The 21,505-nt window shown below is 48.3% G+C and carries 27 protein-coding genes and 1 tRNA gene; all 28 read left to right on the top strand.

Annotated features, from left to right (window positions below):
* The first annotated feature begins 2 nt into the window (after positions 1–2).
* The 28 genes from NTY76_03940 to NTY76_03805 all read left to right on the top strand — a co-directional run bounded on the left by NTY76_03940 (position 3) and on the right by NTY76_03805 (position 21,503).
* Entirely contained in the window at positions 3–389 is a 387-nt protein-coding gene (locus NTY76_03940) for an NYN domain-containing protein (protein MCX5678241.1), read from the top strand.
* 57 nt (positions 390–446) lie between these two features.
* On the top strand, positions 447–614 hold the full coding sequence (gene rpsU, locus NTY76_03935; protein ID MCX5678240.1) for a 30S ribosomal protein S21: 168 nt from the start codon (positions 447–449) through the stop codon (positions 612–614).
* Entirely contained in the window at positions 602–3,223 is a 2,622-nt protein-coding gene (locus NTY76_03930) for a pitrilysin family protein (protein MCX5678239.1), read from the top strand. The genes rpsU and NTY76_03930 overlap by 13 nt, the downstream gene beginning before the upstream one ends.
* Positions 3,224–3,235: 12 nt before the next feature.
* The gene (amrB, locus tag NTY76_03925; GenBank protein MCX5678238.1) at positions 3,236–4,045 is read left to right on the top strand and encodes an AmmeMemoRadiSam system protein B; all 810 of its coding nucleotides are present in this window, start codon (positions 3,236–3,238) and stop codon (positions 4,043–4,045) included.
* 63 nt (positions 4,046–4,108) lie between these two features.
* Positions 4,109–4,900 (top strand): patatin-like phospholipase family protein, encoded by a 792-nt coding sequence (locus NTY76_03920; protein MCX5678237.1) that lies wholly within the window; start codon positions 4,109–4,111, stop codon positions 4,898–4,900.
* A gap of 2 nt (positions 4,901–4,902) precedes the next feature.
* Positions 4,903–5,265 (top strand): DUF1844 domain-containing protein, encoded by a 363-nt coding sequence (locus NTY76_03915; protein MCX5678236.1) that lies wholly within the window; start codon positions 4,903–4,905, stop codon positions 5,263–5,265.
* Positions 5,266–5,269: 4 nt separating this feature from the next.
* Positions 5,270–6,202: a DNA recombination protein RmuC gene (locus tag NTY76_03910; protein MCX5678235.1), complete on the top strand. Its 933-nt coding sequence runs from the start codon at positions 5,270–5,272 to the stop codon at positions 6,200–6,202.
* A 42-nt stretch (positions 6,203–6,244) separates the two neighbouring features.
* Entirely contained in the window at positions 6,245–7,219 is a 975-nt protein-coding gene (locus NTY76_03905) for a lysylphosphatidylglycerol synthase transmembrane domain-containing protein (protein MCX5678234.1), read from the top strand.
* The gene (locus NTY76_03900) at positions 7,216–7,401 is read left to right on the top strand and encodes a Trm112 family protein (protein ID MCX5678233.1); all 186 of its coding nucleotides are present in this window, start codon (positions 7,216–7,218) and stop codon (positions 7,399–7,401) included. Before NTY76_03905 ends, NTY76_03900 begins: the two co-directional genes overlap by 4 nt.
* Positions 7,398–7,835: a type II 3-dehydroquinate dehydratase gene (gene aroQ, locus NTY76_03895; protein ID MCX5678232.1), complete on the top strand. Its 438-nt coding sequence runs from the start codon at positions 7,398–7,400 to the stop codon at positions 7,833–7,835. The genes NTY76_03900 and aroQ overlap by 4 nt, the downstream gene beginning before the upstream one ends.
* On the top strand, positions 7,832–8,890 hold the full coding sequence (locus NTY76_03890) for a Xaa-Pro peptidase family protein (protein ID MCX5678231.1): 1,059 nt from the start codon (positions 7,832–7,834) through the stop codon (positions 8,888–8,890). Before aroQ ends, NTY76_03890 begins: the two co-directional genes overlap by 4 nt.
* 41 nt (positions 8,891–8,931) lie before the next feature.
* The gene (gene accB / locus NTY76_03885) at positions 8,932–9,384 is read left to right on the top strand and encodes an acetyl-CoA carboxylase biotin carboxyl carrier protein (GenBank protein MCX5678230.1); all 453 of its coding nucleotides are present in this window, start codon (positions 8,932–8,934) and stop codon (positions 9,382–9,384) included.
* A gap of 7 nt (positions 9,385–9,391) precedes the next feature.
* On the top strand, positions 9,392–10,744 hold the full coding sequence (accC, locus tag NTY76_03880; GenBank protein MCX5678229.1) for an acetyl-CoA carboxylase biotin carboxylase subunit: 1,353 nt from the start codon (positions 9,392–9,394) through the stop codon (positions 10,742–10,744).
* 113 nt (positions 10,745–10,857) lie between these two features.
* Positions 10,858–11,262: an Asp23/Gls24 family envelope stress response protein gene (locus NTY76_03875; protein MCX5678228.1), complete on the top strand. Its 405-nt coding sequence runs from the start codon at positions 10,858–10,860 to the stop codon at positions 11,260–11,262.
* On the top strand, positions 11,259–11,861 hold the full coding sequence (amaP, locus tag NTY76_03870; GenBank protein MCX5678227.1) for an alkaline shock response membrane anchor protein AmaP: 603 nt from the start codon (positions 11,259–11,261) through the stop codon (positions 11,859–11,861). Before NTY76_03875 ends, amaP begins: the two co-directional genes overlap by 4 nt.
* Before the next feature lie 22 nt (positions 11,862–11,883).
* The gene (locus NTY76_03865) at positions 11,884–12,918 is read left to right on the top strand and encodes a 6-phosphofructokinase (protein MCX5678226.1); all 1,035 of its coding nucleotides are present in this window, start codon (positions 11,884–11,886) and stop codon (positions 12,916–12,918) included.
* Positions 12,915–13,484 (top strand): D-sedoheptulose 7-phosphate isomerase, encoded by a 570-nt coding sequence (gene gmhA, locus NTY76_03860; protein ID MCX5678225.1) that lies wholly within the window; start codon positions 12,915–12,917, stop codon positions 13,482–13,484. The genes NTY76_03865 and gmhA overlap by 4 nt, the downstream gene beginning before the upstream one ends.
* A gap of 12 nt (positions 13,485–13,496) precedes the next feature.
* Entirely contained in the window at positions 13,497–13,967 is a 471-nt protein-coding gene (gene rfaE2, locus NTY76_03855; GenBank protein MCX5678224.1) for a D-glycero-beta-D-manno-heptose 1-phosphate adenylyltransferase, read from the top strand.
* On the top strand, positions 13,968–14,408 hold the full coding sequence (locus NTY76_03850) for a thiamine-phosphate pyrophosphorylase (GenBank protein MCX5678223.1): 441 nt from the start codon (positions 13,968–13,970) through the stop codon (positions 14,406–14,408).
* On the top strand, positions 14,353–14,985 hold the full coding sequence (gene thiE / locus NTY76_03845; GenBank protein MCX5678222.1) for a thiamine phosphate synthase: 633 nt from the start codon (positions 14,353–14,355) through the stop codon (positions 14,983–14,985). Before NTY76_03850 ends, thiE begins: the two co-directional genes overlap by 56 nt.
* A complete protein-coding gene (thiC, locus tag NTY76_03840; protein MCX5678221.1) occupies positions 14,985–16,274 on the top strand; it encodes a phosphomethylpyrimidine synthase ThiC in 1,290 nt (429 codons plus the stop codon). The genes thiE and thiC overlap by 1 nt, the downstream gene beginning before the upstream one ends.
* Positions 16,271–17,170, top strand: a complete 900-nt coding sequence (locus NTY76_03835; GenBank protein MCX5678220.1) for a PfkB family carbohydrate kinase — start codon at positions 16,271–16,273, stop codon at positions 17,168–17,170. The genes thiC and NTY76_03835 overlap by 4 nt, the downstream gene beginning before the upstream one ends.
* A gap of 36 nt (positions 17,171–17,206) precedes the next feature.
* A tRNA-Gly gene (locus NTY76_03830) sits at positions 17,207–17,280 on the top strand.
* 42 nt (positions 17,281–17,322) lie between these two features.
* The gene (locus tag NTY76_03825; GenBank protein ID MCX5678219.1) at positions 17,323–18,087 is read left to right on the top strand and encodes a LysM peptidoglycan-binding domain-containing M23 family metallopeptidase; all 765 of its coding nucleotides are present in this window, start codon (positions 17,323–17,325) and stop codon (positions 18,085–18,087) included.
* Positions 18,088–18,095: 8 nt separating this feature from the next.
* Positions 18,096–19,727, top strand: a complete 1,632-nt coding sequence (locus NTY76_03820) for a MarR family transcriptional regulator (protein MCX5678218.1) — start codon at positions 18,096–18,098, stop codon at positions 19,725–19,727.
* Complete coding sequence (locus NTY76_03815) at positions 19,724–20,212, top strand: metallophosphoesterase family protein (protein MCX5678217.1); 489 nt, start codon at positions 19,724–19,726, stop codon at positions 20,210–20,212. Before NTY76_03820 ends, NTY76_03815 begins: the two co-directional genes overlap by 4 nt.
* Complete coding sequence (locus NTY76_03810; GenBank protein ID MCX5678216.1) at positions 20,209–21,033, top strand: thymidylate synthase; 825 nt, start codon at positions 20,209–20,211, stop codon at positions 21,031–21,033. The genes NTY76_03815 and NTY76_03810 overlap by 4 nt, the downstream gene beginning before the upstream one ends.
* The gene (locus tag NTY76_03805) at positions 21,033–21,503 is read left to right on the top strand and encodes an HIT domain-containing protein (protein ID MCX5678215.1); all 471 of its coding nucleotides are present in this window, start codon (positions 21,033–21,035) and stop codon (positions 21,501–21,503) included. Before NTY76_03810 ends, NTY76_03805 begins: the two co-directional genes overlap by 1 nt.
* Positions 21,504–21,505 lie beyond the last annotated feature (2 nt).

Genomic DNA, 21,505 nt, shown 5'->3' with positions numbered 1-21,505 from the left:
CCGTGCCGATTATAATAGATGGGTGGAATTTAATACGAAACCGCAGGTCCAGAATAAGAGATGACGGCGCGGATTCTCTCGAATCCGCCCAGGCACTCATATCATATCTAAGCGAGTTTCAGGAAACCCATAACGATCCCATTGTGCTGGTATTTGACAGCACAAATGAATATCTCGATATACGCTACACGAGCACGCCGAAACTAAGAATAGTGGCCTCAAGAGACGCAGATAATTATATAAAAAAGTATATAGAGGATACCCCTGACCGGCAGAGGCGCAATATAAGGGTCGTATCGTCGGACAACGATATATATTATCATGCGAAGAGCTATTTTGCCACGCCGCTGAAATGCGAAGCGTTCTGGGATAAATTAGTTAGACCTTGACAACAGGTAGAGCGGCTGATAAGATATGGAAAATCATGCAAAGGGGTGAGATAAAAGATGCCTAAGATCACCGTTGGTGAGAATGAGCCTATTGAAAAGGCGCTTAGACGATTCAAAAAAAAGATGGAGATAGAGGGAACTCTTAAGACGCTTAAGGCTAGAAAGCATTACGAGAAGCCGAGCGAGCAGAAGCGGCGCAAGAGAAAAATGGCGTGGAAGAAATAATTAAAAGAATAAACCTGGCACTGATATTTCTTTCATTTATAGCATCTGCCGCCTACGGCGCTTCACAAGATGCAATAGTCCTTCCTGATGAGGCCGTTTCTAAGATAACCTTAGATAACGGCCTCACTGTTTTAGCCAAATATTCGCTTCCACAGGACCTGGTCGCGATAGATGTGAAGGTGAAAGCAGGCTCGAGCATTGAAGGCGAATATCTAGGTTCGGGAATTTCACATCTTGTGGAGCATATGCTCTTCAGGGGAACTGCTTCCAGGGGCGTAGGCGACATTGAAAAAGAGATTAAATCCTACGGCGGTATAATAAACGGTTCCACCTCCAATGACGCCACGGATTTCTATATAGTCTTACCGTCAAAATATCTTCCCCAGGCCCTGGCCGTCCTTAAGGATATGCTCCTTAACGCGAAGATGGACCCCGCCGAACTCACAAGGGAAAAAGAAGTTATCCTGAAAGAGATACGGATGGACAAGGACGAGCCCCATGGGCGGCTGATGCGGCTTTTGAACGAGAAGGCTTACTTGAGCCACACATATAAATTTCCAACTATAGGTTACGAAAAGAACCTGAAAGCTCTCACTGCAGGCGACATAGTGAAATATTATAAAACCAGATACGTGCCGAACAGGATGATAGTGACGGTGGCAGGAGGCATCGATGAGTCCGCAGCGATCTCTCAGGTCGAAAAGGAGTTCGAGGACTTCAGGCGCGCGGATTACAGCGTTTCGGACCTGATAAGCATTGAACCGGCGCAGATTCAGTCCCGAAGCGCGGATGAGCGCATAGAGACGAACCTCGCGTATCTTGCCATGGGCTTCCATTCAACAAGTATTTTAAGCGAAGATCTGTTCGCCATGGATGTCTTATCAAAGATCCTTGGGCAGGGGGATAACTCGAGGCTCAATACTTCATTGTATAAAAACAAGGCCCTGGTCTATACCGTAAGTGCGTCGAATTACACGCCAAGGGATCCCGGATTATTCGTGATAACGGTAGTACTTGATGAAAACAAGCTGGGTGAAACCGAAAAGTCTATAATGGAAGAACTGGGCATCTTGCGCGCCGGCCTCGTGCGGGATGAGGAGCTCAATTCCGCTAAACGCATGTTGCTGGCCGATTACATATCGATCCTTGAGACCATAGAAGCTCAGGCCAATGATATATCCACAAGCTACATGCTGACAGGCTCCGAAGGCTTCTCCAGGCGCTACGTCGAAGGTATAAATGCCGTAAAAAAAGAAGATATAAAGGCCGTCGCGAATAAGTACCTTCGCGCCGATAATCTTACCACAGTTAGGATTTTGCCTCCGGGCAAAAAAGAGCAAAAGAATTTTATTGAAAGGCCAAATGTCCGGAATACGGTAAAAGAGGCGTTGCTCCCGAACGGCCTTAAACTTTTCGTGCGGGAAGACAAGAAGATACCATCCGTCACGATAACGGCGGCAATGCTTGGTGCGTTAACGGCGGAGACTAAAGAGGATAACGGAATATCCAATATCACGGCGGATATGATCCTGCGGGGCACATATACCAGGCCCGACAGCGGCAAGATAAAAGGCGTGTTACAGGAGCTGGGTGGAGAGATTGACTCTTTCAGCGGCGTCAATACTTTCGGTGTCAGCATATCCGTGCTTAAACCCGATCTGGATATGGCGCTGGAGATACTGAAAGATGTTTTGGTGAACGCGAATTTCTCCGAGCGGGAATTCGAAAAAAGCAAATCTTTCATTATAGCGTCGATAAAAGCAGAGGACGATGATATCTTTGAAGTCGGTATGAATGCCCTGAAGAAGGAGCTTTTCGCCGGCTCTCCTTACGGGCTTCGCGGCATAGGCCGGATTGAATCCGTAAGCTCTTTAAAACCTGAGGATGCGGCGGAATTCTACAAAAAATATTACCTGCCTAATAATATGGTTATCGCCATATCGGGCGACGTCGATGCCGAAAAGACGATAAGTAAATTAAAAGGACTCTTCTCGGATCTCAAGAGCAAAGAGCTGTCCATTCCTTCGGCAGGCGAGACGGCCATCGATAAAGCAAAGACGGTTTCGATCGCCATGGATAAGGAGCAGAGCCTTATCGCGCTGGGCTTTAAGGCCGTCTCCAGAAAAAGCCCTGACAGATACCCGCTGGAAGTCCTGGGCGCCGTCATGTCCGGATATTCGGGAAGGCTATTCGAGAACTTGCGCAATAAGCTTTCCCTTGCTTACACGCTCGGATGCTGGCAGGATTACTGGACCGATGAAGGGATCTTCGCGTTTTATGTCGCTACCACAAAAGATAAATTGCCCGCCGTTAAAAAAGCGTTAATCGAAGAATTGCGCAAGGTGAAGTCGTCCGGTATAACGGATGACGAGCTTCGCCGTGCCAAGAGGGAGCTCTCCTCCCGTCATCAGATGGCAATGCAATCGAACGGATTTTTCACGTTTAATTTTGCGGTGGAAGAACTTCGCGGTTTAGGCTATGATAATCTTTACAAATATGAGACAGAGGTCGATAAGGTGACCAAAGAGGATGTCAGGAGAGTCCTTGATAAATATCTTGACCTCGGGAAGAGCGTGGAAGTAGTGATTTCGCCGGACAAGAATCCCTAAAGGGGCAAAAATATGGTCAGAGAAACGGTTGTCGCGGGTCAGTTCTATCCTGGATCCAGAGAGGCATTAAGGCGCGCGGTCTGTGAACTGGTCGATCCGAACGCGAAGAAAGAAGACGCCATTGGCGCCATTTCACCGCATGCGGGGTATATATATTCCGGTTCTGTGGCGGGAAGCGTATTCTCGGCTATGAAACCGAAGAAAAGATACGTAATACTAGGGCCGAATCATACGGGTTTAGGCGAGGCCTTTGGGCTGGATAAGAACGATTCCTGGAAAACACCTCTGGGCAATATCGGGATAGACAGGGTTCTTGCGGGCGCGATAATGGAAAACTGCGCATACATAAAGAACGACAGCCTGTCGCATCAGCATGAGCATTCCATAGAAGTGCAGCTCCCGTTTTTACAGGTCCTGCAAAAAGATTTTAAGATCGTGCCAATCGTGGTATCGTACGCGGACATGAGTATATATAAAAAAATCGGGGAAGCGATAGCCGGCGCCATCAAAACCATGAAACTTGAAAAAGAGGTCACGATAATAGCGTCGAGCGACATGACTCATTATGAATCGCATGAAAGCGTTAAAAAGAAAGATTCGATCGCGATCGATGCTATGCTGGAGCTGGACGAAACAAAGCTTGTTAAAAAGGTATTGGAGCTCGACATAACTATGTGCGGCTACGCGCCTGCGGCCATTATGATAACAGCGGCGAAGGAGCTTGGCGCAAAACATGCAAAGCTGGTAAAGTATCAGACCAGCGGCGATACATCGGGGGATTATCTGTCCGTGGTCGGCTATGCCGGAATAATAATAAGTTAGGCCGATATCAGGGATATCGGCACTTAGCCTGCAATACGGCTGAATAAACTAGGAGAAGGCTACATGTTCGATTTTCTTAATAATAAAAAGCGGAGAAAGGTGGCGCTCGTTTTGGGAGGAGGATCCGCGAGAGGTTTAGCGCACATAGGAGTCCTGAAGATACTCGAAAGGGAGAAAATACCGATCGATAGTATTGTCGGCACCAGCATGGGGGCCATGATCGGAGCCGCTTACTCTGTAGGTGTCCCCATATCCCAGATGGAAGAACGCGCATACAAGTTTACGATGAAAAAAATACTTGACCCCACAATGCCTTCGATGGGGCTTCTTGCAGGCGTGAAACTGGAGGCCACGATCAAGCACCTGATAGACAGTAAGCAATTCGAAGACTGTAAGATACCGCTTGCGGTGGTGACTAACGATATCGAGACGGGAGAAGAGGTGGTCTTCCAGAAAGGCAATCTGATAAAGGTCGTGCGCGCCAGCTGTTCATGGCCCGGCATATTCAATCCTGTGAGAATTGACGGAAGGCTTCTTTCGGACGGCGGTATTAAACATAGCGTGCCGACCAAGATCGCCAGGGATCTGGGCGCTGATTATGTGATAGCGGTGGATGTGGGCTTCTGCGTAAGGAGGGGCAAGATCGATAATATATTCCAGATGATAGTCCAGTCATTCCAGATAATGGGTGAAGAGTTGAACCAGTATCAATCCCGCGATGCGGACTCTGTAATAAAAGTTTATCTTACGGATATAGACCAGGCAGCGTTCGACAAGTCACGCGAGATAATAGCAAAAGGTGCTGAGGCCGCGGAAGCGGGAATAGAACAGATAAAGAGAGACCTGAGGGTATAAAAATGGGTGAAGAGAAGAAGGAAGAGCTGAAGAAGAAAGTAGATGAGTCATGGAAAGAAGCCGTTTCGAAAGATAGGGCTGCGCCTTCCGAGGAAAAAGCCTCGAAGACCCCGGAGATGCCCGAAGTGACATTTGGACTATTTATTTCCGGGCTTCTCATGGAAGCGCTGATAGCCCTCGGCGACCTAGAGCATCCTGTCACTAAAAAGAAAGAGTTAAACGCCCTCCACGCGAAATTTATCATTGAAACCCTTACGATGTTAAAGGATAAGACAAAGAATAATCTGGCTAAAGAAGAGGCGGATTCTCTAGAGGCTGTACTGTATGATCTTCGGATGAGGTTCGTCCAGAAAGCGGGTAAATAGCAAGATGCTTTTAAATGCGCTGCTCTTCATTGCGCTTGGGGTATTGGCTTTCGCGATATTTTATCTGATAATCCGGATAAGAGACATCTCCGTTGATGTGCGGTACCTGTCCGAAAAACTGCCGGTTTCGGACGAAATGCGTAAGCAGGCCTCCAACACTATTGAAAGCCTTAATGAGCGCATCGGAAGCCTTAATCAAAAAGCCCAGCAGATCAACGACGTGATGAACGAGGTGACGGGCCTCCGCAATATGTTTATAATGCCGAAGGGCGCCGGGGCGATAGGCGAAAGGCTTCTGGAGAAAGCGCTTCATGATGTATTGCCGGCCGATATGTTTGAGACTCAACTGCGCCTGAGTTCGGGAACGGTCGATTTTGCAATTAAATTCAAAGAATATATCGTGCCCATCGATTCGAAACTTTCGCTGGAAGATTTCAATAAGATGCTGTCCGCGCACGATGAAGCGCAGAAACGAGCCCACTGGAAAGCTTTCTCAAGCGCGGTTAAAAAGAGGATAGACGAGACGGCAAAATATATACTGCCGGGCGAAAGGACGACAGATTTTGCGCTGATGTATATAGCTTCGGAAGGCGTTTATTACGAGGCCTTCGTAAAGAATAAACAGTTCGGGGAAGATAATATCCTGATTGATTATGCCCTTAAGAAGAAGGTCTATCCCACGTCTCCGCAGACAATATACCCTTACCTTATGACTATATTGCAGGGAATGAAAGCATTGAAGATAGAAGAGAGCGCCAAGGAGATATTATCCAAGGTTACCGCGCTGCGTAATGATTACGAACGCTTTAAGGCCATCTACAATATAATAATAACCCACATAGAGAACGCACACTCGAAACACAATAATGAAGCCCACGGCGCGATCACGAAACTCGAGCAGCATATCTCCGGCCTCGAGCACAATAATCCGCTATAAATTGCTTTACCTCCCAAGACCTTTGTGTTAAACTATCTACCCATGAAAAAGAAGATAGGCCCTTTCTTAAGAACAGCCGTCAGCTTATTGCTCATAATAATATTACTTTATATTATGAGGGGTAAGTATGGCGATATAGTGGAGGCGCTGAAGAATACCAATATGTATATCTTCGCCTTGGCGTTCGCGGCGTTTATGCTCGCCTCTATAATAGCCAGTTTCAGGCTGAAGCTCATAATCGAGGCCCAGGACATAAGCTTGAGGTTCCGGGAGGCCTTGTCACTCACCTTAATAGGCTACTTTTTCAATAACTTCCTTCCGACATCCATCGGAGGAGATGTAGTAAAAGCCCACTACCTTTCAAAACATAGCCGGGATACTGCCGGCTCATATACATCGGTATTTGTCGATAGAGCGGTAGGGCTGGTCACAATGATATTTATGGCTTTCGCCGCATTGATACTGGCAGGGGCCAACATAGTGGATAGAGGCGTAGCCATCACTATCTACGCTATAACCGCTATCTCCATCATAGGGATAATCTTTCTTGCCAATAAAAAGTTCGCGAGGAAATTTTCCAAATTAATCGTTCTGGTAAAACCCATAGAAGCGCAATTGAGAAATCTCTATGAGTCGACTAATAAATATCGCCATCGAATAAGTTTAATGATAGCCACGCTCTGCATATCGGTGGTCAGCCAGCTCTTCTATTTTGTCTGTTACGGCATCCTCGCCGTAAGCATAGGGTCAAAGATCCCCGCAATCGACCTTTTGCTGAAGATGCCGATAGTTAGTATGATGAGTCTCTTGCCGTCAATAAATGGCCTCGGAGTGCGGGAGGGGTCCATGGTCGTATTATTCGGGCCCCTGACAGGCAAGGAGAATGCTCTGGCGATAGGCATTCTCATGATAATGCTGCTCTTAATAACAAGCGTCATAGGCGGGGTCATCTACGCCTTAAGTCCTCAATTTAAGATGAAACTTAAGGAGATCAAGAAGGAGGGGGAGAACTTATGATCGATAAAGAGCTCCTGGATATTTTGGCATGTCCGGCATGCAAAGCGGATGTAAGACTCGAAGGCGAAAGGATAGTTTGCGTAAAGTGCGGGCGGCGCTATCCGGTCAAAGACGATATACCTATAATGCTGATAGATGAGGCCGAACTTCCATCCGGAGCGAAAGAAGGTGGCAAGCGATGAAGAAGATACTTGTGATTCACGGCCCGAATTTGAATTTGCTGGGTAAGCGCGAAGTCGATGTATACGGCAGCGTGACCATAGATGAGATAAACGCCGAACTGGAAAAGACGGCGAAGGCCATGAAGGTGAGCCTCGATATAGTGCAGTCGAATCATGAGGGCGAGATCGTGGAAGCGATAGGCTCAGCCGGTGGAAAGTTCGACGCCATCCTTATAAACCCGGCCGCATATACACATACCAGCGTCGCCATAAGGGACGCTATAAGCGCCGTAAAGCTGCCCACCGTCGAAGTTCATCTTTCGAATATATATAAAAGAGAGGAATTCCGTCACATATCGTTGATAGCTCCGGTGGCCGACGGCCAGATATCCGGTTTCGGCAAGATGAGCTATATCCTTGGTCTAGAAGCTGCTATAGGACTTTTGGATAAGTGATAACGAAATTAAATTACCAAAGAAGGCTTGCTCTTTTAAAAAATGGACTGAAAGTAAACGCTCTTGACTCAATACTTATAACAAACCAGGCCAACGTTACTTATATGAGCGGATTTCCCGGGCACGATTCCATGGTTCTGATAACGCCAGATAAGAATTTCTTCATAACGGATTCCCGCTATATCGAAGAGGCTGAAAAGACGTTAGACGGGTTTCAGGTAAAATTGGTGGAGATATCCACCTACGATACGGTATCGGATATCGTTAAGAAGCATCGCTTGAAAAAGATCGGCTTCGAAGCTATGGATCTTCCGTATGGTGTGGCTGTAAGGCTGTATAAACTTATAAAAAACGCGAAGCTTGCTCCTTGTAAAGATATGGTCGAGAGCATAAGATCAATAAAAGATTCCGACGAGATAGCCTTGATAAGAGAATCGGTCTCTCTTAACAAAAAAGTTTTCGATGTTGTAGCTGACCGGGTAAAGCCGGGCATATCGGAGAAAGCGCTTGCCGTGATAGTGGAATCGACATTTATAAATGAGGGCGCCAGATCGGCTTTTGAGCCCATAATAGCTTCAGGTGAGAACGCGTCAAAACCTCATGCGGTACCTGACTGCGTAAGCATAAAAAATAACAGTTTTGTCATGGTCGATATCGGCGCTAAACTTAACGGCTACTGCTCGGACCTTACCAGGATGATCACCCTTGGCCGTGTTAAAGACAAATTTAAAAAGATGTATGCTATCGTGAAGACAGCTCAGGATAAGGCTATCGAAATGATACGCCCCGGCGTCAAAATACGTGATATAGACGCCGCGGGACGCGATCATATAAAAGGCGAAGGATTCGGCAAATACTTCGGGCACTCGCTCGGACATGGCATAGGCTTGAGCGTTCATGAAAAGCCCACCATCTCAAGCATCGGCGAAGGCTTGATTGCCCCGGGAATGGTATTCACGGTCGAGCCGGCAATATATATACCGGGGTTTGGAGGGGTCAGGATAGAGGATATGGTTCTTGTGACGAATAAAGGATGTGAAGTTCTTACAAGGTAGCCTGTTTTTTAATTAGGGATGGGCTCAAACAGGAGAAAGATATGTATATTAAAGAAATAAAAGACATGATCAACCTGATGAATGAAAATAACCTGACCGAGCTTGAGATCGAGAAGGAAGGCGTGCGGATCAAGCTAAGGAAGGGTTCGGGCGGGATAGAGAGGGCTGTCGAGTTTGTCCCTGCCGTTCCTCAAAACACCGTTCAGAGCGAAAAATCTGCCGCAGAGACCGGCAAGGCGGAAGAGAAGAAGAATACCCTGGACATCAAATCTCCTATGGTAGGAACATTTTACCGCGCGGCATCCCCTGAATCTCCGCCGTATGTTAATATGGGAGATACCGTATCTCCCGGACAGGTGATATGTATAATTGAGGCCATGAAGCTGATGAACGAGATAAAATCCGAAGTTAAAGGCAAGATAGTTGACATACAGGTCGATAACGCTGAACCTGTCGAATTCGGCCAGGTCCTGTTCGTAATAGAACCGGTATAGGAGCAGCATGTTCTCTAAAATATTGATAGCGAATAGAGGCGAGGTGGCTTTAAGGATAATAAGGGCCGCGAAGGAACTCGGCATAAGCACAGTCGCCGTATACTCGCAGCCTGATATAAACAGCCTGCATGTGAAATATGCGGATGAGGCTATATGCATCGGGTCCGCGGCAAGCGCCAATAGTTATTTGAATATACCCGGCATTATCAGCGCGGCGGAGATAACAGACGTCGAGGCCATACATCCCGGTTATGGTTTTCTAGCGGAGGACGCCCATTTTGCCGAGATATGCGAATCGTGCAAGATAAAGTTTATAGGGCCAACACCGGAGAATATGAGGCGGATGGGAGATAAGATGGCCGCCAAAGATTCGGCGAAGAAGGCGGGCGTGCCGACCATACCGGGGTCCAAAGCGTGCGTCAAGACCAAAGAAGAAGCTATAAGGATCGCCAAAGAGATGAAATACCCCGTCATAATTAAAGCGTCGGCGGGCGGCGGCGGAAAAGGAATGCGCATATGCCACAACGATGTCAGGCTCATCAGCGCTTTTCTTACGGCTCAGAGGGAAGCCGAGGCTGCGTTCGGTAATCCGGATGTCTATATTGAAAAGTTCATTGAGCGCCCGCGGCATATCGAGGTCCAGATGCTCGGTGACGCGCACGGACATATAATTCATCTGGGGGAAAGAGATTGCACTATCCAGAGGAGGCACCAGAAGCTGATCGAGGAATCTCCGTCCCCTATTTTAAGCGAGAAACTGCGCAAGAAGATGGGCGAGGCGGCGATAAAATGCGCCAGGTCGATCGGATATGTGAGCGCGGGGACGATAGAATTCCTTCTGGACGAGGACAATTCTTTCTACTTCATGGAGATGAACACCAGAATCCAGGTCGAGCATCCTGTAACCGAAGCGGTCACAGGCATAGATATTGTGAAGGAACAGCTGAAGATAGCCGCCGGCGAGAGGCTCGCATATAAACAGGAAGATATAAAGTTTGACGGTCATGCCATAGAATGCCGTATAAACGCGGAGGACCCTGATAATGACTTTATGCCGTGCCCCGGGAAGATAGACACCTTCAACGTACCCGGAGGACGGGGCGTCAGGGTGGACACGCACGCGTACCAGGGTTACACGATATCTCCCTATTACGATTCTATGATAGGCAAGCTCATAGTCCATGGCAAAAACAGGCAAGAGGCCGTCAGTATATGTAAGAGGGCCCTGGATGAATTCACTATAGAGCCGATAAAGACGACCATATCTTTTCATAAAAAGGTAATGAATAACCCCGCGTTCCTGAAAGGTAAATTCTCTACGGATTTTGTTGAAAAACTTTTCGATAAGACGCAGGTTTAATCCCCCGCTTGGAAATCCCCAGGCTTTAGCCCGGGGCCGAACGGGATTGATTCTTAAAAGAGGAGGGAGCCCCGGACGTTAGTCCGAGGGGGCTCCACTGAAAGGCTAAAGTAATGACGAACGGCATAACGCACAGGGATAGGGCTACGGATCTTGGCGTGGTAAGGATAAATAACGAAGCCATTACGACTATAGCGTCCATCGCCGCGATGGAGGTCAAAGGAGTCCATAAGATGGGCGGCGGGATAAAGAAAGCGCTGCATCAGGTATTTTTTCGGGGAGACACATCCGGCGGTGTGAAGATAAGCTTGAAAGAAAGCGAGATAAAACTTATCGTTTCGATAGTGGTCGAATATGGCGTGGATATACCGAGGGTCGCGGATGAAGTTCAGAACAGCGTTAAGCATGCCGTGGAGAGGATGACAGGGCTCATCATGTCGGAGGTGGATGTTGTTGTCGATGGTGTGCATACGCCTTCTTCGCAGGATAAAGAAAAGAGGAGGGGAAGCTCAATATGAGATTTCTTGGCGGATTGACCTTATTCTTCTACACATTTGTATTTTTACTGGTCGGGGGGTTCTTTATAGTAATAGCCATGAACCTGGTCACGCAGGAATCGATAGTGACCACGTTAAACACGATCTATACCACCCCGAACGCGCGTCTTTGCCTAGGTATCACCGGGGCGCTCCTGATCTTCATAAGCATACTGGTCATGCAGATAGCTATGGGAAAACTGACCAGGGAAAAGACTATAGCCTTTGAAAACCCCGACGGGCAGGTGACCATAAGCCTGAGCGCGATAGAGGATTTTATAAAGAGAGCCCTGAAGCAGCTGCCCGAGGTCAAAGAATTGAGGCCGAACGTAAGGGCTACCAAGAAGGGTATAACGATAATAAACAGAGTTACGCTCTTTTCGGACATCAGCATACCGGAGACCACCGAGAAGATACAGAATCTGGTAAAGGCGAGGGTGCAGGATATGCTGGGTGTGGAAGAGCCTATCACTATCAAGGTCCATGTGGTCAAGATCGCCCACAAGGAAGAGACGGCAAAGAGCTTTAAAAAAGACGATAAGCTTCAAGCCCCGCAGTTCAGAGGCAACATAGAGTATTAATAAAATTGTCAAGGAGGAAGAGATGAAGATGGTTGGCGTATTAACAGGTGGCGGAGATTGCCCCGGCTTGAACGCTGTGATAAGGGCGGTTGTCGTAAAAGCATCCCAGAACAATATAAAAGTAGTCGGTATCAAGAACGGATGGAAAGGCCTTGTCCGGATCGATACGGTAGATCTCGACCTTAATTCCGTTTCCGAGATATTGTATAGAGGCGGGACCATTCTAGGCACGTCCAGGACTAATCCTTATAAGAAACCGGATGACGTTAAGAATGTTATTGATAATTATAAGGCGCTCAGGCTCGACGCTCTTATCGCTATAGGCGGCGAGGATACCCTCGGAGTCGCCAATAAGCTTAACAAGGAAAATAAGGGCATCAATGTAGTGGGATGTCCTAAGACCATCGATAACGATCTTAACGCGACAGATTATACGTTCGGCTTTGATACGGCCGTAAATATCGCTACTGAAGCCATCGACAGGCTGCGCACCACCGCGGAGAGCCACCACCGCGTAATGGTAGTCGAGGTGATGGGCCGCCATGCGGGATGGCTGGCGCTCCATTCAGGGATCGCGTCGGGAGCGAATATCGTATTGATCCCTGAGATCGCGATAGACCTTGATGAGGTCTCGTCGATATTAAAGAAGAGAAAAGCGGCGGGCCATGAATTTTCCATAGTGGTTACGGCGGAGGGCGCGCAGTTCAAAGCCGGACAGACAGTGCTGAAAGAGCAGGAGCTCGACTCGTTCGGCCATGTAAGGCTGGGCGGCATCGGAGAGACGCTGGCAGGAGAGATAGAAAAGAGGACCGGGATAGAGACGAGGACCACGGTCCTCGGCCATATTCAGAGAGGCGGGACCCCGAGCGCTTTTGACAGATTTCTTGCCACGCGTTTCGGCGTAACGGCGATGGACCTGGTCCTTGCCGGAAAGTTCGGTTACATGGCCAGTCTAAGAGGTACCGATGTAACAGGAGTTCCTATTCAGGACGCTGTCGGCACGCTCAAAACCGTTGATGTGAAATTATATGATATAGCCAGGACGTTCTTTGGATGAAAAATATAATAGAAGAATCTATCAAAGACAGTATACGGACAAAAGAGGGTCTCCTTAAGGGCGAAGTAGCGAATATAGAGAAGGCCGCCAGGGCTATAATAAAGTCGCTTCGTCTGGGCGGGAAGGTGCTCATTTTCGGAAACGGAGGCAGCGCCGCAGACAGCCAGCATATGGCAGCCGAGCTTGTCGGACGTTTCAAGAAAGAGCGCCGCGCGCTTGCGGCCATAGCGCTGACCGCTAATACATCGATCCTGACGGCTATAGGAAATGATTATGGATATGATACTATCTTCTCCAGGCAGATAACGGCTCTCAGCAGGAAGGGCGATGTAGCGATAGGGATATCTACGAGCGGTAATTCCCAAAACGTGCTAAATGCCATCAAGGAAGCCAAATCCCTGGATATGGGCACAATAGGTTTGTCCGGCGGCGACGGCGGCAGGCTGGGCAAAGCTTGCGATATCTCTATAATCGTGGCTGCTAAGGACACTCCCAGGGTGCAGGAATCACACATCACCATAATCCATATACTTTGCGATCTGATCGAAAACGAGCTCTTTAAATAAGGCTTTGATCTTGTGAAACAAAAGATAAAAACTCTGGACGCGCTGAGAAGGATAGCTTCCAGGCTGAGATCCGAAAATAAGAAGGTGGTGTTCACTAACGGATGCTTTGACATCCTCCATGTGGGCCACATAGCGTATCTGGAGAGGGCGAGAAATCTGGGCGGCGCATTGGTGATAGGCTTGAACAGCGACTCATCCGTCCGTGCCATAAAAGGGAAAGACAGACCGATAAATAAAGAGGCTGACAGGGCTATGGTCCTATCAGCTCTTTATTTTGTAGATTACATTACAATATTTCCGGATCCGACGCCGAAAAAACTTATAAAAACCCTGAGGCCGGATATTTTAGTAAAAGGCGCCGACTGGAAGGCGGAAGATATAGTCGGAGCGGATTTCGTAAAATCTTACGGCGGAAAGATAGTGAGGATACCTTTCGTTAAAGGTTACTCCACCACATCCGTGCTGAAGAAAATCGGCAGATAGATGAGCGCGAAAAAAGATATCTTACGGATAGTCGACGCGAATTTCAACCGCTCACGAGAAGGCTTAAGGGTATGCGAGGATATCGCGCGTTTTATAATGAACTCTCCCGCTCTAACTAAAGAGTTAAAGGCTCTCCGCCACGGTATATCGGGCATAATAAATTCATCTCCGGGAATGGCGGAAGTTTTGATAGAATCGCGTAATCCTTCGGGCGATTGCGGCAGGATACCTGACTTCAAGATCGAGGTTCCCAGGCGGAAGGCGCGCGACATATTTACGGCAAATATCGAACGCGTCAAGGAATCTATCCGGGTGCTCGAGGAATTTTTTAAACTCGTGGATATCGATCTCTCGGCAAAGTTCTCGCGGCTCAGGTTCAAAACATATGCTATCGAAAAAAAAGCTGTTAAAAGACTCTCTTCTCTGCGTTATTCTCGATAGAGATATTTTAAAGGGGAAAGCCCTTATAGCTGTGGCAAGGAAAGCCCTTCGCGCGGGAGCCGATATGTTACAGCTGAGAAGCAAACATTCCTCTACGGAAGAAGCTCTCGAAACAGCGTCGGCTTTGAAGGCGCTTACCAGGTGTTACGGGGTTCCCTTGATAATTAACGACCGGGTCGACATAGCGGCGGCTGTAGATAGCGATGGGGTGCACATAGGCCAGGCGGACTTGAGGGTAGGCACAGCAAGAAAGATCCTCGGTAGCGGCAAACTGATAGGCGTAACGGCCGCCGGTTTGGCCGAGGCAAAGCGCGCTAAAGAAGAAGGCGCGGATTATATAGGCGTAGGGCCCGTATTTAAAACGCCTATAAAGGCTTCCAAGAGAGCGATCGGTGTGGAAGCATTAAAAAAAATACGTAATTTGCGTATTCCGATTATCGCGATAGGCGGGATAGATTGCAAGAATATTTCCGGATTGGCTCAAAATGGATTTAAGAGGGTAGCGGTGATAAGAGCGGTCTGCTCGTCGCGAGAAACGTTAAGTTCGACCAGAAAATTAAAAGAGGCTATCATCTAGTGACACAATTAGAATTGGCAAGAAAAGGAAAGATATCCGCCGAAATGCGCCGCGTAGCGAATGACGAAGGCGTGAGCCTTGAGTTTATCAGACGGGGTATAGCCAAAGGCAATATCGCAATACCTAAAAATATACGTCACAAATTAAGCTCTTTATGCGGCATAGGGAAGGGCCTTAAGACGAAGATAAACGCGAATATCGGCACATCCAAAGGAGCCTCCAATATCTCAAGCGAGCTCGTCAAGATGAATGCCGCGATCTCGCTCGGCGCGGATACGATCATGGACCTCTCCACCGGCCCCCGGATAAAAGAGACTCGGCGGGCCATCATCGCAAAATCGAAAGTTCCTGTGGGGACCGTCCCTATATATGAGATCATAATAAACGGGCTTAAGAAATACGGCGCGGTGAAAGACATCACCGTAGAAGATATCTTCGATGTGCTGGAATCGCAGGCCAGGGATGGCGTGGATTTTTTTACAATACATGCAGGCGTTACAAAGGACACTATCGATACGCTTCGAAAACATCCGCGCATACTCGATATAGTGAGCCGGGGCGGGGCATTTATCGCGCAGTGGATGATCGAGAACGGCCGAGAGAACCCGTTTTACTCGAATTTCGACAGAGTCATCGATATAGCCAGGAGATACGACATAACCCTATCGCTTGGCGACGGCTTGAGGCCCGGCGCGATAGCGGACGCGACCGACGGCCCGCAGATAATGGAACTGATGACGCTGGGAGAGCTGCGTAAAAAAGCTTTTAAAAAAGGTGTTCAGGTTATCATAGAAGGGCCGGGACATGTGCCCTTAAACCAGGTAGAAACAAACGTGATGCTGGAAAAGGAATTTTGCGGCGGCGCCCCGTTCTATGTTCTCGGACCGCTGGTCACCGACGTGGCTCCCGGCTATGACCACATAACCGCAGCTATCGGCGGCGCCATTGCTGCGGGCAAAGGCGCCGATTTTCTCTGTTACGTTACACCCGCGGAACATTTAAGGCTTCCCACCCTTGATGACGTTAAGGAAGGCGTGATAGCTTCAAAGATAGCGGCCCACGCCGGCGATATCGCAAAAGGAATTAAGGGCACTATGGACTGGGACATAGCTATTTCTAAAGCCAGACGCGACAGGAACTGGAAGAGACAATTTGCGCTGGCGATAGATAAGGCGAAACCCGATAAATATAGAAAAACATCGCATCCTGATATTAAAGACGTCTGCACGATGTGCGGCGAATACTGTTCTATAAAGACGGCGGAAAAATGTTTCGGGAGGAATAGATGAGCATTCTGGTCATAGGTTCGGTCGCGCTCGATTCTGTTGAGACGCCTTTCGGAAAGAGAAAGGAGATACTGGGCGGCTCCGCGACATTCTTTTCCATAGCGGCGTCTTTTTTCAGCCCGGTTGATATCGTTGCCGTAGTGGGGGAGGATTTTCCGAAGAGGTATGTGAAGCTGTTTAAGGATAAGGGGATAGGGATCGCCGGGCTCTCCGTAAGTAAAGGTAAGACTTTCAGGTGGGAAGGCCGTTATGATTACGATCTTAACACAGCTCATACCATCTCGACCCATCTTAATGTCTTTAAAGATTTCGATCCCCATGTGCCTGAACATCTTCGCCAGCCGGAGTTCCTGTTCCTTGCGAATATCGATCCCGACCTGCAGTATAACGTGCTTCGACAGGTGAAGAGGCCGAAAATGGTGGCGTGCGACTCGATGAACTACTGGATCAGTACGAAGAGAAGGTCCCTGGAGAGGCTGCTGAATAAGATCGATATTCTTTTATTGAACGATGCCGAAGCAAGGCAGCTCAGCGGAGAATCTAACCTGATAAAGGCTGCGCAAGCGGTAATTAAATTCGGCCCGAAGGCCGTTATAATAAAAAAGGGGGAACACGGAGTCCTTTACTTCTCCAAAAACGCGCATTTCGTAGCGCCGGCGTACCTCCTTGAGACGATATATGATCCGACCGGCGCGGGTGACACATTTGCAGGCGGAATGGTCGGGTACATAAGCCGCGCAAGGTCTATAAACGAGGTCACTATAAGGAAGAGCATAATATACGGGAGCATATTGGCATCGTTCGCCGTAGAGGATTTCAGCGTTAACAGGCTGTTGAAGATATCCAATAAAAATATCAAAGACAGGTTCGATCATTTCAGGAGAATGACCAGGTTTTAAATGTGTTGGCGGGGCAATGTACTAAATTGAGTTGATGCGAGCGTAGTTCAATGGTAGAATACCAGCTTCCCAAGCTGGCTACGGGGGTTCGATTCCCCTCGCTCGCTCCATTTGAGCAGTATGTTTTTAAAAATAACGAAAGACAGCGTATAATGGCCTTGAGATTGTTGATCGCATGCTTACTGGCGGTAACGTTTACCGGATGCGCCACGACTAAAGCGCGCACGGCGCATCCCCGTAAAGAGGCTTCATACGCGTCGTCACCGATGATAATTCATCAGGAAGACATAGAGCCTTCCATCGGAACTTTTCCGAAACCCGTAATATCGACCAGATTCGCACAGGGTTCAGCGCGGCATACGGTACGAACGGGCGAGACGCTCTGGTCCATTTCCAAGCTATACGGCGTCGATGTGGCTGAATTGGCCAACGCAAACTCCATCAGCGATTCCAAGTCGATCGAAGTTGGGAAAATCCTGACCATACCGGGAACTTCTTCCGGCACCATAGGAAAGAAGGTCAATTATAGCGCCCGCCGCAGCGCAACGTTCATATGGCCCGTCAGAGGAAATATCGCGGCGTCTTTCGGCTCAAGAGTGGATAAGTATATCAACAAAGGGATAGATATAAAGGCATCAGAAGGCATGAACGTCGCGGCTTCCCGCGGCGGCAAAGTAGTCTATTGCGACTCTCACCTGAAAGGCTTCGGCCGGACAGTCATAATCGACCATATGGACGGCTTCCAGACGGTTTACTCATATAACGCGGGCATCATGGTAAAGGTCGGCGATATGGTCGAGCAGAGAGACGTGATAGCTAAGGTGGGTTCGAGCGGGCGCGCCCGGGAGCCGATGCTCCATTTTGAGATAAGAAAGAACGGCGAACCTCAGAACCCCGAATTCTATTTATCAAGATAGAGGTGTAGATGTTCAGCGAACCGGTAGTGGGCGATAAATTTTTCGGACGCGATGAAGTCCTTGAGATACTCAACAAGAGGACGCTGGCGCTAAAGGACGGTTACAGGCAAAACGTCGCGCTTACCGGCCAGTCTCTCGCAGGTAAATCATCCATAATCCTCCAGTTCCTGCATACTATCAAAGAAGACGGATTTATCCCCGTATACGTAGAGGTCATAAAGGAGCCTTTCGGGGCCTTCGCCGGAAAATTTATCGCGACGATGCTTTATCATGCGCTGGCAAAGAAAGGCGAAGAAGTAAGCGTGAATATCGACAGCTTGATGGAGAGGGCATCTCTGGCCCTTCCGAAGACTCATTCCGCGATAAAGCATATCAACCTGTGTATTGAGAATGAAGAATACGAACAGGCATATTCATGCCTGCTTGAGCTTACTTCGACTCTTAAACTGGAGAGCGGGATACCGTGCATAGTGATATTGGATGAATTCGACAATCTTGAACACCTCGGCATCAGGAATCCGTTTGTCGCTTTCGGCAAAGTGATAATGGTGCAGAAGGATACGATGTATATAGTGTCAAGCTCGAGAAGCCTGGCCATACGTAAAATAATATCGGAAAAATTGTCTCTTCTCTTCGGAAACTTCGAGATCCTGAAAGTCGAGAATTTCGGGACCAGGGTATCCAATGAATTTATAAGCATCAGGCTGGCCGGATTCGATATCGACAATTTTATAAGAAAGTTCCTGATAGCTTTCACCGACGGTAATCCGTTCTATCTGAATAAGATGATATGCAGGATGAAAGATATCGCCCTCGAGCAGATGACCAGCCACATCGACATGGAGATCACGATAGAGGCTATACTGGACCTTGTCTACAATCCAAGCGGGACCATACATCAATACCTGATGAACTATATGCTCGAACTCATAGACGCTAAGCCCAAAGACTTCCATATATCCATACTGGCGTCGATAGCCAATGGCAGAAAGAGGCCCTCTGAGATCGCCAGACACATCCATATGACACAGGCCGGCGTGACCGAAGCCCTGCAGCGCCTTTCGGAGCAGGGGCTTGTGGCCAGAAGCGGTATTTTTTACGCGATAGGCGACGTTATGTTCGACTTCTGGCTGAAGAATGTCTACGAAAGGAAGAAGAGGCTGCTCGTTGACGGGGCGATCGATAAGAGATCCCTCTTCCGCGGAGAGATAAAAGCCTACATAGGCGGCTTTGAGCGGGAATTCGCGCTCTCCACGGCGGAAAGGCTCGCAGGGCTTTTTAATCTATTCTCGAACGAACTCGTCTCGCTTAATATGAAGAATTCAAAGATGCCGCATTTTACAAAGGTGGAGGTCAGATCCTTCGCCGACTCGCAGGAGTTCATTGCCGCTTCATTCCGCGGAAATTTCTGGATAGCCCAGTCATACGAGCGTAATGTGAACGAAAACGACATAGTCGCTTTTATAAGGAATGTAAAAGGGCTGGAGCACAAAATATCCAGTAAGTTGATAATACCTCTTAAGGGAATAGATGAGAACGCGAGGCTCCTGGCCAAAGAACTCAAGATATCCATCTGGGACAGCCGCACGGTAAACACCCTGTTAACTCTATATAATAAGAAAAGAATGATCGTATTATGAGGATACTCGTCCTGTCCGATACCCATATCCCGAGAGCGGCGCACAGCCTGCCGGAGACAATACTCGACGAGATCAAGAAATCCGATATGGTGTTGCACGCGGGAGACTTCGTTGATGAAGAGGTCCTTGATAACATCCTGAAACTGAATAAGGACCTTCACGCGGTATACGGAAACATGGATTCGCAGGCGTTAAGGCGGCGGCTAAAAGATAAAGAGATCATCACTGCAGGAAAATTCAAGATCGGCCTTATACATGGCTATGGCGCGCCCAAGGACCTTATCCAGACCGTTGCGGGAGAGTTCAGGAATGTCGACGCTATAGTATTCGGCCATTCTCATTCCGCTATAAATATTGAAAAGGATGGGATGCTCTTTTTCAATCCCGGAAGCCCGACCGATACCATATTTGCTAAAGCCAATACTTACGGAATACTTGAAGTGGACGAAAAAGGAATCAAAGGCACCATTGTGAGGCTGCAATGAATAAAGAGATCCCGGTATTAAAAGTCGAGGGCGACACGCTTCCGGAAGCATGGGAAAAGGCCGTCATAGCGACCTGGAAAGAAGGGCTCGAGATAAAGACCGAGTACGATAAGCCCTCCGATCCGCCGAGTAAGGACTCGACGATGATAATCGTGGTGAACGATCCCATGAGAGAGCCCCGTATACACAGGGCATTCCCGGGCGCCCTTGAGGACCTGGAAGTGTACAGGCAGGAGGTCGTCCTGGGTATACATGACCACTGGATAAGGCCCGAGGAAGGAAAGTGGACCTACACATATCATCAGAGATTGGCTTCCTTTGAGGTTGAGGATATGGTGGTGGACCAGATAGATTACATGATAAAAAAACTTTCGTCTGCGCCCCACACAAGGCGGGCGCAGGGCATAACATGGAACCCGAAAGTCGATCCTGTCACAGACGACCCGCCATGCCTGCAGAGAATATGGTGCAGGCTGGTCAAACAGGATAACGAAGGATACCTTCTCAATATGAATACTCACTGGCGCTCAAGGGATGCCTATAAGGCAAGTTTTATGAATATCTTCGCCCTCACCGATCTCCAGAGAATCATGGCCGAAGAGATCTCGAAGAGTCTTCATGCGAATGTCAGAGTCGGTCGCTATGTAGACATAAGCGATAGTTTCCACATTTACGGCAGTTACTTCGAAGACTTTAAAAATTTCCTGAAGAACGTAAGCGCGCGTTCGTTCGCCGAAAAGACCTGGTCTTCGGAGTTCGCTGCGCCGTTCTTCGAAGACGCAAGGGCGAAGCTGGAAAAAGAGAAAGCGGAGAGCAGATAATGGATAAGTTATGGGCCCCCTGGAGAAGCAAGTACATATATTTAAGAAAACGGACAGGATGTATCTTCTGCGGCGCGAAAAAAGAGGCTGACGCGAAAAGGAGGTATATCCTTGAAAGGTCGGAACATTCCTTTTCGATCCTGAATATCTTTCCGTATAATAACGGTCATGTGATGGTCGCGCCATACAGGCACGTCAAGAGCCTTGAGCTTCTATCCTCCGAAGAGCTTCTCGATATGATGAGACTTGTAAATAAGACAAAGGCCATCCTGGATAGAAAGCTAAAACCGCACGGCTACAACATCGGACTCAATATCGGTAAGACCGCCGGCGCCGGTTATGCGGGCCATCTGCATATACATATTGTGCCGCGATGGACCGGAGACACCAACTTTATGCCTGTGACCGCGGGCTCCAGAGTGATATCCGAGTCGCTCGATGCCGTCTACCGGCTTTTGAAGAGTAAATAACG

It is taken from the genome of Candidatus Omnitrophota bacterium, from assembly GCA_026387175.1.
Taxonomy (GTDB): Bacteria; Omnitrophota; Gorgyraeia; order 2-01-FULL-45-10; family 2-01-FULL-45-10; genus CAIMPC01.
This window is presented reverse-complemented; position numbering and strand designations above follow the sequence as displayed.